The following is a 12,920-nucleotide window of genomic DNA, read 5'->3' as shown; positions in this document are numbered from 1 at the left end:
CTGCTGCGACGAACAGCTCCCGTGGTCCTTCCTCACCCACACCAGACTGACAATCCACCCAGAAACACCACAGAACTAACGAGAACCTCAGTAGGGGGCAAGGTGGCGTGGTCCCGCCCGACGCAGCATGTCCAGATGAAGGTCACCGGATCGCTGCAGCGGACCGTCCTTCATGTCGCGGGCGAACTTGATATCGCCTCCGTCCCCGAAGTGGAGCACGAGGTGCACCGGCTCCTCGCCCAAGCGGACTGTGTGCGACTCGACTTGAGCCGGGTGACGTTCTGCGGCGCCGCCGGGGCGCTCTGGCTCACCGACGCGCTCCGGCACGCGGCCTGCCACGGAAAACTGCGTATCGCGCGCGCCCACAGCGAGGTCATCCGCATGCTGCGCCTGACCGGCGACCCCGACGCCCTCGAGGTCGTCCGGCACTGCTCGCCTCCCGCCGACCCGCGCCAACGCCAGGCCGACATCGCCTACCTGCACGACCTGTTGTACGTCGCCCGACACGTCAGCGGCGCACCCATGGGAAACGCCCAGCTCTACGACGCACAACGCCGCTCCCTGAGCATCGTCACCCACCACGGCTTCCACCGCCTCTTTCTGCGCTACTTCGAAACGGTGGAGCTGGGAGACGAGCAGAGCGGCTGCGGCACGGCGGGCGCCGACCGGACCCCCGTCTTCGTCGAAGAGAGCACCTCCTCCCCCCTCTTCTGGCACACCTCCCCCGCTAGACGTCCTCACCGAGGCAGGTGTGGCGGCAGTCGCCTCCATCCCCGTCGCCGCGCCCGACGGCCAACTGATCGGCGTCATCTGCGTCCACCACGGCCAGCCACGCCACTGGAGCCCCGCCCAACAACGCACACTCACCCGCCTGGGACAAGCAAGCCCACCCACCCGCCCACCAACGAAGCGATCCCGAAGCTCGGCGGCCGCCCGGCTTGCTGGATGCGGCCGCGTTACGTGACTACGAGCGTGGCCGGCCCGCCGTACCGGTCACGCTCGTAGCGGCGAAGGACCTGGTCCGTGAGCAGGCAGGAGAGCGGAGCAACCGCCGGGCGGGCTCGGGAAGACCGCAGGCACAGCATCACCCACGGGCACGTATGGCGTCGGCCCCCTCGGTTACGGCGCCGTTCGGTGCGTCGTCGACCGCGGCGGCGGAGGAGGCGCCCTCCGGGGCCCAGGGAGACGGACCGCCGCGGCGACCCTCAGCGCTTGGTGGACTCGGCACACAGGGGGTCCGCGACGGCGGTCCAGGCGACATGAAGAGGGCCCGGCGGAGCATGATCTGCTCCGCCGGGCCCCTGCGCTCCCCCGGCCTGAAGACTTACAGACGCCGCGTTGGCCCGCCGGTCAATACGGTGTATCTGTGTCTGCGGAGCTGAGCCCGGATCAGGTACTGCGCGCGTTCGCCGCGCTGGCCGCTTTCGATGCAGAGCGTGCCCGCCCGGTGCACGCTAGGTCAGAACTGCCAGCGGCAGCCGGACTGCGGGGGGCAACGGCGGCCTGACCGGCTCGGTCTGCATGCCCTGTATCAGCAGCGCGGCGAAGCGCCGAGAGGCGGCCACCGCAGCGGCCGGCGATGGGGTTCGGATGCCGCCGTTGGCCATGAGCACCATGATCAGGTCGTCCAGGACGAAGTCCGGGCGCAGTTTGCCCGTCGCCTTGGCCCGGCGGGCGAGCTCGGCGACCTTGCCCAGTGCCCGCTCCCGGGCCGCGGTGAAGTCGATCGCGCGTGGGAAAGCCGAGACGAACGCAACGGTGAAGCCTCGGTCCTGTGCGTGCAGTTCACACACTTTCTCAATCGCCCGGCAGAAGCCGCGCCAGGGGTCCGGATCGGCCAGCGCCTCGTCGACGATGGCGGTGCAGGCCGCCATCTGCTCGGTGAAGACCTCGGTGATCAGCGCCTCTTTGGTCGGGAAGTGTCGGTACAGGGTCGCGGGGCCGACCCCGGCACGCCGCGCGATCTCGCGCATCGCCACGTCCAGCCCCTCCGCAGCGAACACGGAGCGAGTCACAGCGAGGATGCGCTCGCGGTTGTCCCGGGCATCGGCGCGCAGGGAGTGAGGCAATCGGTTCGTCACCGCTCTCACTTTAGCTAAACGGACGGGGTGCTCCGATAGCGTCCGGCGGCATGAGAGCACTGCAATTCTCCGAGTACGGTCCCGCAAGCGTCCTCGAGGTCGCCGACATGCCGGAACCGCACGCGGGACCAGGCCGCATCCGGGTGGCCGTAAGGGCCGCTGGTGTCACTCCCGCCGACTGCTACCTCCGCTCAGGCCGGTTCCGCGACATGATGCCGCTGCGCCTGCCCCACGTCCTCGGCGTGGACGCCGCGGGTGCGGTCGACGAGGTCGGCCCCGGCGTCACCGGTGTCCGGCCGGGCGACGAGGTCTTCGGCATCGTCGATCTCGCCGAGCGCGGCGGTGCGAACGCCGAGTACGCCGTCCTGGCCGCCTGGGCGCCGAAGCCGGACGCGCTGAGCTGGGAGCAGGCCGGCGCCGCCGCGAACATCGAAACCGCTACGCGCGCGCTCGACCGGCTGAAGGTCACCGCCGGCACGACCCTGCTGATCGAGGGCGCCGCGGGCGGGGTCGGCACTGTCGCCATCCAGCTCGCGGCGGCCCGCGGCGCGCACGTCTTCGGTACGGCCAGCGCACACAACCATGCGTTCGTCGCGGGACTGGGGGCGACACCGACCACCTACGGCCCCGGGTTGGCCGAACGGGTCACCACCCTGGCACCGGACGGAGTCGACGTCGTCCTGGACTGCGCCGGATCCGGCTCGCTGCCCGATCTGGTGGACCTCGCAGGAAGCCCGGAGCAGGTGATAACGGTCGCCGACCTGAACGCGGCGAAGTACGGGGTCCACCTGTCACGCTCGGCGGGCCCCGGCGCGGACCCGCAGGCCGTCGAAGGACTCGCCGCGGCCGCCGCTCTCGCCCAGCAGGGCCGCTTCACTGTGCCGGTCGCGGCGGCCTTCGCCCTCGAGAACGCGGCTGCGGCACACCAGTTGAGCGAGACCGGCCACGCCCGGGGAAAGATCGTACTTACCCTCTAGTGCCGCATCGGAGCACCTTTGCACTGTGGTGATGTGACGCGCCGTTCGGATGCTGGTCCGGACGGCGCGGTGTCGTCAGGCTGTGCGAGTGGCAGAACGAGTGCGTGTCCGCGAGATCGATGACGACGAGCGGGGTGCCGGATCCAGGTCGATGGGGAGCGCTTCCCGGCGAAGCCGAGAAGCGACTGCGAGAAACCGTCAACCAGCTCAGAGAGACCGTCCAGAAGCAGAACGCAGAAATCCACAGACTTCGTCAGCAGTCACACAAATCACGCTCGCCAGCGCTGTTCTCACACAGAGGGCAGGCGCCCCGCCACAGGCCATCCCGGCCGCCGACAACGTCGTCCCGCTCCGCCCGCTCATCACCTGACTGCGTTTCAGTTCGCCTCGGTGATGAGGAGTGTGCTTCGTGCGAGCCGCCAGTCGCCGTGCTCTGGCAGTCTGGGCGGATGACTGAGGTTCCGCTGCCGGGAGGGTTCATCAACCGAGTCGTCCGCGTTGGGGACACGGTGCGGCGACCTCCCTCAGATCGGGCGGACTTCGTCGCGGCACTGCTGCATCTCTTCGAGGCGCGCGGCTGGCGTGGGGCGCCTCGTCACCTCGGTCTGGACGGCCAGGGCCAGGAGGTGCTCGGCTATCTGCAGGGCCATGTGGCCTGGGAGGCGGAGCAGCCGGCAGATGTGTACGCGGATGAGAGCCTGGCCGCGGTAGCCCGACTGGTGCGGCAGTTCCACGACCTGACCGCGGGGACAGTGCTGGCCGACACGGCGGAGGTGGTGTGTCACAACGACCTGGCGCCCAGGAACACCGTCTACCGGCCGACAGCTGACGGCATCCGGCCGGTGGGGTTCATCGACTGGGATCTGGCCGCCCCCGGCGATCGGATCCACGATGTCGCCCACGTCTGCTGGCAGTACCTGCGCCTGGGTCCCGATGCCGCTCCTGCCGACATCGGCCGGAGGATGCGCCTGATCGCCGACGCCTACGGGCTCTCCGACCGCGACGAGTTGGTGGCGTCGGTGCTGTGGTGGCAAGACCGGTGCTGGCGTGGAATCGCAGACGCGGCGGATCAAGGCGAACCCGCGATGGTCCGCCTGCGCGAGGCCGGGGTGGTGGGCGAGGTTCAAGCTGCGTATCGGTGGACCACCCGGCACCGGGCCGCCCTGGAACACGCCCTGAGCTGAAGCAATACACGCGGACCTCCGACAGGGGCCGACTGTGACGCTCAGTCAGCCCAACGCAAGCACTCGGGCGCCAACTGAGTCGCTCAGTCACAACTAGGGAACCTCGTTCTGTCATCAAAGGATTGGCTCGTTCACAGCCGGGGTTCGTTCACAGTTTCCGAACCCAAGAACCTGTCCGAATTCCTTACACACCAGGTCAGAGAGCCTCACGTGTCTCTTGAGGCCTGCCGTCTGTCAGTTGGGCCACGTGGCTTTTGGTGACTGTGCTGCTGGTCAGGCGCCGTTCCAGGGGCCTGATGGCCGTGCTCGCGGTGAGTGCCAGGCAGCCGATGACGACCCAGGGCATGAATTGGTCGACGCCGTACAGGACACCGAAGAGGCCGGGTGTCACCATGTCCGCGGCCGCGAACGAGTACTGGAATGCTGCCAGATAGGTTCCGCGGGCTCCCTCCGGCGCCGCGTCCGCGGACAGCGCGTTGGCGGCAGGTCCGTGCAGCATTTCCGCGGTCGCCCAGAGCAGCATGATCAGCGTCAGGTAGACGATGAGCACGGGGCCCTGGGGCAGGAGCACCGCCAGCGCGGCGGCCGCGCACCAGGCCGCCCAGAGCCGGCCGCCCCAGGCCATCGCGCCGCCCCGCGAGGTGTGTCGTCGGACGCGGCGGGTGGCCTCGGCCGTGCAGGTGGCCACGACCGCTGTGGTGAGGGTGAGGAAGGCGCCGACCGACCAGGCCGGCGCGTGCAGCCCGTGAACCGCGTAGACCGGGAGCGCCACGGCGAGCAGGACCGTGCACATGTTGCACACGACGTTCACGCCGATCAGGCCCAGATACGGCCGGTTGCGCAGCAACTGCCGCACCCCGTTCGGTGCTTGGCCGCCAGGCGTGTGCGCGGGCCGCGGTGCAGCGCGCACGAACACGGCGACGGTCACTGCCGCGACGACGAAGGAGAGCGCGTCCGCCAGCACCATGCCCCGGTATGCGTGCTGGGAGGCGAGCGCGAGCAGCGTTCCCGCGAGCGCCGTGCCCGCGCCGGTGCCGGCAGCCCGGATCATGCCCGCCCGTGCGAAAGCTGGTGACCGTTCTGCGGCGCCAGGGTGCGGACGCCGCCCGCAAGGACCGGCCGTGGAGCCTTCCGCTGGAGGACCGGGCCCTGCTGGTCGCGGCCTACTGGCGCACGAACCTGACCATGCGGCAACTTGCCCCGCTGTTCGGGGTCTCCAAATCGGCAGCGGACCGCATCATTGACCACCTTGGGCCGATGCTCGCACTTCAGCCCCGCAAGCGGTTCGCCAGGAACACCGTGCCCATCGTCGACGGCACCCTGGTCCCCCTCGCGACCACACCATTGCCGAGCGGTCGAAGAACTACCGGTACTCCACCAACCACCAGGTCGTCATCGACGCCGACACCCGCCTGATCGTCGTGGTCGGCCGACCGCTCGCCGGCAACCGCAACGACTGCAAGGCATCGGAGGAGTCCGGCGCCAAGGCCGCCGCCGGCAAGACCATGACGATCGCCGACGGCGGCTATCCGGGCACCGGACTCGTCATCCCCCACTGCCGCGAGCGCGGCCAGGCCGGACTCCCGGACTGGAAAAAGGAACACAACAAGTCCCACAAGCAGGTCCGAGCCCGCGTCGAGTACACCTTCGCCCGCATGAAGCGCTGGAAGATCCTCCGCGACTGCCGCCTCAAAGGCGACGGCGTCCACCACGCCATGCTCGGCATCGCCCGGATGCACAACCTCGCCCTCACCGGATAAGCGAGCGGGCCGCACGGAGACCAGCCATGCCCGAGGCAATCTGAAGATCATTTACGGGACACACTTCGGCAAGGGATTCCTGACCGGCACGGTGGACGCGTCGACCTCGTTCGTGACCGGTGACGTCCGCACGAACATTCCACGATTCACGGCCGAGAACCGCGCGGCGAACCAGGCTCTCGTCGAACACATCGCCACCCTGGCGCAGGCCAAGAGCGCCACACCCGGGCAGGTCGCACTCGCCTGGCAGGTCGCGCAGCATCCGTGGATCGTTCCGATTCCGGGCACACGACACATCGCGCGAATCGAGGAGAACTCCAGCGCCACCCAACTGCTCTTGTCCGCCGACGAACTGGCGGACCTCAACGAACTCGCCGGCCGGTTCGAGGTTCAAGGAGACCGCTACAACGAGCACCACATGTCGCTGGTCGACAAGTAGCAGACAACGGCGGCAATCCGCGGGCGGAGCCCACCTCATCAAGGACGACGAAACTCTGCGGCGACCGCGCGCAAAATCCCGTCAGCCCTTCCCGGCGGGACTTCGTCGTCTCACGCCGTGCGCACAATGGCCACTTCACATGCGCCACCGGCCGAGGCAGCGACCGATGAACCCACCGCCGCCACCCGCCACTTATGCACTGGCGTCTACGTGCCAAGGGCAACCATGAGCACGACGACCGGCGGCGCGTGACGCCGCGGACCATCGCCGTAGGCGGCTCAGCGCGAGTTGGCCTGCCCGCAGCCGGCCCAGAACGAGGTGAGTGCCCGCGCGCTGCGAGCGGGGTCCTGGACCATCCACCAGTGCCCGATGTCGCGCAGGACGGCAGTCTCGGCCCCGGCTCTTGCCGCCGACTCGCGTCGCATGGCCTCCGAGCCGACGAACCGGTCATCCGTACCGATGATCGCGAGGCCGGGCCGCTTCGCCGCATCGGCGAGATCTCGTCCGAGTTCGGCCATGACCGGCTGGGCGGCGGAGCGGTAGAACGCGAGGATCGCCCGCCCCATCTCCGGTCCCTGGGCGGGGGCCATTTGGAGGGCTACGGGCCTGGGGATGCCCCTCGCTGTCATGCGCTCGGCGCGTTCCTCCAGGCTGCCACCCATCACCCTGGATATGGATTCCTCACCCACGCCGGGTGTCTGCCACTGCTGAGCGAGGTCGTGCCACACGTAGTCGGGGTGGAACACGCCCAGCGAGTCGCTGACCCAGCTCCGGAGCAAGTCCGGCCTCTTCATGGCGACCGACGCCACCGTGCTTCCGCCGATGTCGTGCCCGACAAGGTGTACCGGCTCGCCGATCGCCTCCAGCCGGCCGATCAGCCAGTCCCTGTACTCGGCGACAGCACACCCGAAACCCTCCGGGACGGGCGCCCCGAATCCCGGGAGAGACAACCGGACGGCTTCGGTTCCGCGCAGCTCGTTGCAGAGCAGGTCCCATACCGCGGCGTTCTCCGGATTCCCATGAACGAACACGACCCTCATCAGTAACCACCTATCCGACGACCCGACAGCTGCACGCCCACCGTCACATACTTGTTGTACGACACGCAAGTGAACGAGGATCGCTAGACTGCAGCTCATGCCAGCCAAGAAGCCCCTCACCGCGTCGTCACGCGGCCAACGCCGTACGCAAGTCCAACGCCGCACCGCTACGAGGGCCGCCCTGCTGAAGGCCGCGGCGGAAGTCGTGGTGGAGACGGGCGTGCGGTCGGCCACCCTGGCGGCTGTCGGCGAGCGCGCGGGGTACAGCCGAGGGATCGTCACCCACTACTTCGGTTCGAAGCAGGCGCTGTTCCAGGCGCTCGCCGAGTCCAGCCAGAGCGGATTCGTCCCCGGCATCGGCAATATGCCACCCGGCCTCGACCGCCTGATCGCGCTGATCGACGGCTACATAAGAAGTATGGGTGACGGTGCCGTGGCAGGCCGGGCGTTCCTGCTGCTGTGGGTCGAGGCCGCCACCTCGCCCGAGCTCTCCGCCGTCTTCCAGGAACGCGACGACAGCTTCCGCGCGGATCTGCGCACCGACATCGCCACCGGAATCGCCGAGGGCGAGATCCGCGCGGAGGCCGACCCCGATGCCACCGCGATCGCGGTCCTGGGGCAGCTGCGCGGAATCGGCATGCAGCAGCTCCTCGCACCCGCGGCTCTTGACTCCTCGCAGCTCAGACACGTCGTCGCAGACCAGTGGCTCAGAGCGCTGCGACGATGACCGGCGCCCCACCCCCGCCCCGCAGGCCCCGCCGGGGTGCCACATAAGTAGCGCCGCTGGTCGTCGCCGTCCGGTTCCCGGCGGTCACGCACACTGAAGTTTCCCCGTGTTCTTGGACACTCGTCGGTTATGCCGCGAGGGTGTGTTGGTGTCGCTGTCTGGTCTCGGCTGGTGTGAGGTAGCCGAAGATCTTGTGCTTGCGCAGGCGGCGGCGGTTGTAGAAGGTCTCCAGGTTCCCTCGGCCATAGGCCATGTCGAGGGCGTCGACGACGAGCTCGGCGCGATGGTGGTCAGCCATGGCAGAGCCGACGACCTCGCGGGTGGCCAGGTCCAGCCAGCAGGCGAGGTAGAGCCAGCCCTCGGCGGTGGGCAGGTAGGTGATGTCACCGACCGGCTTGGTCCCGGGCCGCTCGGCATCAAAGTCGTGGCAGATCAGGTCCGGGGCCGGCGTCGCCTTCTTGTCCGGTCGGGTCGATGAGCGGCGTTTGCGGCGGGTGACGCCGTGGATATCGCGCTCGCGCATGATGCGGGCGATGCGCTTGCGGTTCCCCCGACGTCCCAGACGCCGTAGTTCGGCGTGGATGCGCGGGACACCGTAAGTGCGGCGAGAGGCGATATGCAGCACCGTGATCTCGTGGGCGAGCGTGTCGTCGGCCGCCCGGCGCTCCTGACGGGTGGTTTCGCCTCGCGCCACGCGTAATAGGAGGAGCGGGCGACGTGCAGCACCCGGCACAACAGCACGACCGGGTAATTCGCCTTCTCCGCGTCGATCAACCGGTACAACGCGCTCACCGGTCGTTCTCCTTCACGGTGATCCTCGGTGCCCAGCCGAGGGGTCATGCGGCGATCTGCCTTTTGCCTTGCAAGAGCTGGGCACCGACTTGCCTTGCAAGAGCTGGGCACCGACAGGGAAACGGCCGGCGCACCTGGATCTCGGCCCGAGGCGGCCCCGGCCGTATCCGCAGGGGAGGGGCAGGAGCATCCGCTCAGGCGGGGGTGGTCACGGGTTTCGCCGCCGCTGCCGCAGCTGGACCGACCACGACGGCAAGATCGCGCTCGGCCCTGTTCCAGCACCCGAAACCCATCCGAAACCACTCGGAGGCCCCATCCACATAAAGTGCGGCCCATGGAGCAGATATCGCCCGGACGGCACCTCGCCGGCGACGGCAGCGAGGTGGCCTTGCGGTTCCGTACCGTGCACGGTTACCGGCGCGCGTACCGTGCCGCGGGTGAGGGACCTGCGATGGTGCTGATCCATGGAATCGGGGACTCATCGGCGACGTGGGACCCGCTCATAGCGCAACTGGCGGATTCCCACCGCGTCATCGCCCCCGACCTGCTCGGTCATGGTGCGTCCGAGAAACCGCGGGCCGACTACTCGGTGGCCGCGTACGCCAACGGAGTCCGGGATCTGCTCGGGGTCCTCGGCATCGAGCGGGTCACACTCGTGGGGCACTCGTTCGGTGGCGGCGTCGCGATGCAGTTCGCCTACCAATACCCCGAGCGCGTCGACCGGCTCGTCCTGGTGAGCACGGGAGGGGTCGGCCCGCAGGTCACCCCCGTGCTGCGGGGCATCTCACTGCCGGGCGCCGCGCTGCTGCTCTCCCTGCTCGGGCTGCCCGGCGCCGGCGGGCCGGTGCGGTCGGTGGTCGCGCTGCTCCGGCTCCTCGGCACTTCTCTGGGCCGGGACGCCCCGGATCTGATGGGTCTGGTGGAGGCGTTGCCGGACGTACGGGCGCGGGCGGCATTCGTCCGCGCGCTGCGGTCCGTCGTCGACTGGCGCGGCCAAGTAGTCACCATGCTGGACCGTTGTTACCTCGCTCAGGGCATGCCCACGCTCCTCGTATGGGGCGACAGGGACGGCGTCCTACCGGTCACCCACGCCTTCACCGCGCACGAGGCTATGCCCGGCAGCCGCCTCGAAATCTTCCCCGGGGCCGGACACTTCCCTTTCCACACCGATCCGGCGCGCTTCCTTGCGCTCGTCGAGGAGTTCATCGGTAGTACGCAACCGGCCAGTTGGAGCCCCGACCAGTGGCGGCATCTGCTGCGAGCGGGGCGGTCGGACGACGACGCCCACCCCGCCACCATGGAGCGACGGTATCGCGAAGCGAGCGAGCGCAGCGCCACCTAGCTGTGGCAGCGCGGCAGGGGCGCAGCCATGATTCCGGGGCCTCGTCCAGAGGTTGAAAAATGCCGCTCAGGAGGTGCTCAGGGCTCAGCTGTTGTCCGGCCAGGTAAGACGGCGGGCGAAGTGGGCCCACAGCGCCGCGATCGTGAGGACGGCGGTGAGGCCGCCGAGTGTCATGACGGTGGACGGCGAGCTGCGGTCCACGATGAACCCGCCGACCAGCGCACCCGTGGAGATCGTTGCCTGGAAGGACGCGGTGAACAGGACCGAGGCGGCCTCGGGGGCGTTGGGGGTTGCTTTGGTGAACCATGTCTGGGAGGAGACGGGGACAGCGCCATAAGCGGCCCCCCAGACGATGAGCAGGGCCACCGCGCCGATCGGCCAGTGGCCCAGTACTGGCAGCAGTAGTGTCGCTGCTGCGATCAGGCCGGCCGCGAAGCCGAGGACGGCGCGCGGGTAGCGGCCGACCGCGGCACCGCCCACGAAGTTGCCCGCGATTCCCGCGGCGCCGTAGATCAGCAGGAACACGGTGATCTGGGTCGAGCTGGCTTCGGTGACCTCTTCGAGGAACGGGGTGACGTAGGTGTACGTGCCGAAGTGGGCCAGCACGAGGAGGAACGTCAGCAGGAGGGCGAAGAGTGTGTTGGTGCTGCGGAACATCCCGCGCAGCACGCTCAGGCGGGTTGCCTGGTTCGCCGGCAGGGCCGGCACGAACAGCAGCAGCATGACCAGAACGCCGACCGTCAGGATGCCCATGACGGCGAACGCTGTGCGCCAGCCCGCAACGTCCCCGATGAAGGTGCCTGCCGGCACACCGAGGACCGATCCCAGGGGGACCGCGGAGAAAATCACGGCGGTGGCGCGGTCGACCGATTCCGGGGGGACCAGGCGCTCGGCGAGTCCGGCCCCGATGGACCAGAAGCCGCCGATGACGATGCCGACCAGGACGCGGGAGAGCAGCACGAGCCAGTAGTCGGGTGCTGAAGCGGCCAGGAAGTTCGCCGCAGCGAGCAAGAGTATGAACACGCACAGCATCAGGCGGCGGTCAACGCGTGTGGTGGCCGCGGTGACGACGGGCGCAGAAACCGCCGCGAGGAAACCGGGCATGGTCATCATCAGGCCCGCCATCCCGTCGGAGATGGTGAAACTGGAACCGATCTTCGTGAGCAGGCCGATCGGCAAGATCTCGGTCGTGACGATCGAGAAGATTCCGAGCATGACCGCGAACACGGCCAGCCATCCGACCAGGGGGGATCTTGTCGGCAAACCGCTTCCGCCAGGCGTATGCGTGGTGGCGCTGGTTGTCGAGGCCATGATCCCCATCCTGTGAAGCACCGGTCGTTGCGTTGATCAGTTCAGCAGTCCCTTCACGAAGGCTGCTGGCAGATCTGCGACATCACCCTTGCGGCGCGTGGGTGATGTCGCAGATCTGCCAGCAGCCGTGTGGTTGTTGCCGCTGGTCAAAGCGCCAAGCTCCGAATTCTTGACAGGGAGATGACCACCGGGACAGCCGACCGCGGTCATGTGCAACTTAGGCAAAATTGATCGACGCATCACTCACGAGACGACCGCCTGGCGCACCTGGGCGGCTCCCCTCTCCAGGGCCGCCACCCGCGCTTCGGCTTCCTTCGACTTCCAGCTGGCAGCCTGCTCGGTGCATCGAACGTCACCCATTGCCTCCGGGGTTCTGAAGCATGGGTGTCGGTATCACCTCACCGTCCCCTGCCTTGGGGCCGGCTGCAGGCAGCCATGCCGCCATGGCCACGCTTGTCCCACCGAGCAGCCGTGACCGAGGGCGACTGACGCACCAGTGCCGCCGCCCGGCAATAGCGCCGACAAGGGTTTCGGCCGTGCCGTCAGCCGCCATCGCTCAACTGAGCGGCTGACGCCCCGCGTTGCGCCCGGCTCTCCGCGACGAGTTTCCCCGCCTGTAATCGCAGTTCGGCCGCCCGCCGCCGAGTGGCCTCGACCCTCACCCCGCCGGGCCGCACAGGGGGTTGGGCATGCTCCGGTGATAGCCGTACTGGGCCGGGCTGACGGACAGCACAGTGATGGGACCGATGGTCGAGCACCTATCAGGTCACGAAAGCCCCACCCGCTACGTGCGAGTGGCACCGCCTGGTGGACCGACAGTTCACGAGACGGACAGCCGCAGCGTCAGTGAGGGATTGAGTCAAGCCCACAGGCGATGCCACCAAAGGCATCATCCCGCCGCGGCAAGATTCATACTGGCGCTTCCAGAATCATCACTGTGGGGGATCAGTCGTACTGGGGAACGGCTCGCCCGGTCTGCACCGCCCGCCAGGCAAGGATGCACCGACCGCCAGAGCGTAGTTACTGGCCGCGGTGGGACCGGGGTCCGCGAGCCGGTCGTCGCCAAGAGGTTGGCCAGGCGGATTGACCTCGTCGAGGTAGCGGCTGACGTCATAGGCGGTGCGCTGCAGCCGGCGGATTACTGACCTTGTCGGGGTGTTGTCGGATGATGCGTCAGCTCGAGCCCGGTTTCGGTCAGGCAACCGTCGATCAGGTTGGGACGGAGCTGGATGTGCCGCAGGCCGCGGCGGAGGGTGCGTTCGAGGTG

11 protein-coding genes and 2 pseudogenes are annotated in these 12,920 nt (G+C 68.6%); 7 read left to right on the top strand and 6 right to left on the bottom strand.

The window, feature by feature from the left end; translation table 11 throughout:
• The first annotated feature begins 135 nt into the window (after positions 1 to 135).
• Positions 136 to 1,005, top strand: coding sequence for an STAS domain-containing protein (locus ABD366_RS13315; protein WP_324768753.1), 870 nt, complete (start codon positions 136 to 138; stop codon positions 1,003 to 1,005).
• Positions 1,006 to 1,454: 449 nt separating this feature from the next.
• Here the strand turns inward: ABD366_RS13315 and ABD366_RS13310 are convergent, their stop codons facing one another.
• Positions 1,455 to 2,081: a TetR/AcrR family transcriptional regulator gene (locus tag ABD366_RS13310; RefSeq protein ID WP_324768752.1), complete on the bottom strand. Its 627-nt coding sequence runs from the start codon at positions 2,079 to 2,081 to the stop codon at positions 1,455 to 1,457.
• Between the two features lie 50 nt (positions 2,082 to 2,131).
• Between ABD366_RS13310 and ABD366_RS13305 the strand changes: the two genes are divergently transcribed.
• Together ABD366_RS13305 and ABD366_RS13300 are read left to right on the top strand one after the other, a co-directional pair.
• Positions 2,132 to 3,058, top strand: coding sequence for an NADP-dependent oxidoreductase (locus tag ABD366_RS13305; RefSeq protein ID WP_324768751.1), 927 nt, complete (start codon positions 2,132 to 2,134; stop codon positions 3,056 to 3,058).
• Between the two features lie 449 nt (positions 3,059 to 3,507).
• Positions 3,508 to 4,242, top strand: a complete 735-nt coding sequence (locus tag ABD366_RS13300; protein WP_324768750.1) for a phosphotransferase — start codon at positions 3,508 to 3,510, stop codon at positions 4,240 to 4,242.
• Positions 4,243 to 4,438: 196 nt separating this feature from the next.
• Here the strand turns inward: ABD366_RS13300 and ABD366_RS13295 are convergent, their stop codons facing one another.
• Positions 4,439 to 5,293: an MFS transporter gene (locus ABD366_RS13295; protein ID WP_324768749.1), complete on the bottom strand. Its 855-nt coding sequence runs from the start codon at positions 5,291 to 5,293 to the stop codon at positions 4,439 to 4,441.
• Between the two features lie 8 nt (positions 5,294 to 5,301).
• Here ABD366_RS13295 and ABD366_RS13290 point away from each other — a divergent pair.
• Positions 5,302 to 6,002, top strand: a pseudogene (locus ABD366_RS13290) (transposase).
• Between the two features lie 40 nt (positions 6,003 to 6,042).
• Positions 6,043 to 6,441, top strand: coding sequence for an aldo/keto reductase (locus ABD366_RS13285; protein WP_324768755.1), 399 nt, complete (start codon positions 6,043 to 6,045; stop codon positions 6,439 to 6,441).
• 278 nt (positions 6,442 to 6,719) lie between these two features.
• Here the strand turns inward: ABD366_RS13285 and ABD366_RS13280 are convergent, their stop codons facing one another.
• Positions 6,720 to 7,481, bottom strand: a complete 762-nt coding sequence (locus ABD366_RS13280) for an alpha/beta fold hydrolase (RefSeq protein WP_324768748.1) — start codon at positions 7,479 to 7,481, stop codon at positions 6,720 to 6,722.
• A 97-nt stretch (positions 7,482 to 7,578) separates the two neighbouring features.
• On the opposite strand from ABD366_RS13280, the gene ABD366_RS13275 reads away from it, so the two are divergent.
• Positions 7,579 to 8,208 carry a TetR/AcrR family transcriptional regulator gene (locus ABD366_RS13275; protein WP_324768747.1) on the top strand — a complete coding sequence of 210 codons (630 nt, stop codon included), beginning with the start codon at positions 7,579 to 7,581 and terminating at the stop codon, positions 8,206 to 8,208.
• 127 nt (positions 8,209 to 8,335) lie between these two features.
• Here ABD366_RS13275 and ABD366_RS13270 read toward each other — a convergent pair whose 3' ends face one another.
• Entirely contained in the window at positions 8,336 to 8,902 is a 567-nt protein-coding gene (locus tag ABD366_RS13270) for an IS3 family transposase (protein WP_324768746.1), read from the bottom strand.
• Positions 8,903 to 9,334: 432 nt separating this feature from the next.
• Here ABD366_RS13270 and ABD366_RS13265 point away from each other — a divergent pair, with 432 nt between their 5' ends.
• The gene (locus tag ABD366_RS13265) at positions 9,335 to 10,342 is read left to right on the top strand and encodes an alpha/beta fold hydrolase (protein ID WP_324768745.1); all 1,008 of its coding nucleotides are present in this window, start codon (positions 9,335 to 9,337) and stop codon (positions 10,340 to 10,342) included.
• 84 nt (positions 10,343 to 10,426) lie between these two features.
• Here ABD366_RS13265 and ABD366_RS13260 read toward each other — a convergent pair whose 3' ends face one another.
• Both ABD366_RS13260 and ABD366_RS13255 read right to left on the bottom strand, forming a co-directional pair.
• A complete protein-coding gene (locus ABD366_RS13260) occupies positions 10,427 to 11,653 on the bottom strand; it encodes an MFS transporter (RefSeq protein WP_324768744.1) in 1,227 nt (408 codons plus the stop codon).
• Positions 11,654 to 12,791: 1,138 nt separating this feature from the next.
• Positions 12,792 to 12,920, bottom strand: a pseudogene (locus ABD366_RS13255) (IS630 family transposase); the annotation flags it as partial.

The sequence above is a fragment of the Streptomyces kunmingensis genome (assembly GCF_039533535.1).
Lineage (GTDB): Bacteria > Actinomycetota > Actinomycetes > Streptomycetales > Streptomycetaceae > Streptomyces > Streptomyces kunmingensis.
Note: the sequence above shows the minus strand (reverse complement) of the source record. Positions and strands in the feature narration are given on the sequence as shown.

Excerpts from the sequence above, each read along its gene's own strand:
- ABD366_RS13315 (WP_324768753.1), top strand. The coding sequence starts at position 136 with ATGAAGGTCACCGGATCGCTGCAGCGGACCGTCCTTCATGTCGCGGGC.
- ABD366_RS13305 (WP_324768751.1), top strand. The coding sequence starts at position 2,132 with ATGAGAGCACTGCAATTCTCCGAGTACGGTCCCGCAAGCGTCCTCGAG.
- ABD366_RS13300 (WP_324768750.1), top strand. The coding sequence starts at position 3,508 with ATGACTGAGGTTCCGCTGCCGGGAGGGTTCATCAACCGAGTCGTCCGC.
- ABD366_RS13295 (WP_324768749.1), bottom strand. The coding sequence starts at position 5,293 with ATGATCCGGGCTGCCGGCACCGGCGCGGGCACGGCGCTCGCGGGAACG.
- ABD366_RS13280 (WP_324768748.1), bottom strand. The coding sequence starts at position 7,481 with ATGAGGGTCGTGTTCGTTCATGGGAATCCGGAGAACGCCGCGGTATGG.
- ABD366_RS13275 (WP_324768747.1), top strand. The coding sequence starts at position 7,579 with ATGCCAGCCAAGAAGCCCCTCACCGCGTCGTCACGCGGCCAACGCCGT.
- ABD366_RS13265 (WP_324768745.1), top strand. The coding sequence starts at position 9,335 with ATGGAGCAGATATCGCCCGGACGGCACCTCGCCGGCGACGGCAGCGAG.
- ABD366_RS13260 (WP_324768744.1), bottom strand. The coding sequence starts at position 11,653 with ATGGCCTCGACAACCAGCGCCACCACGCATACGCCTGGCGGAAGCGGT.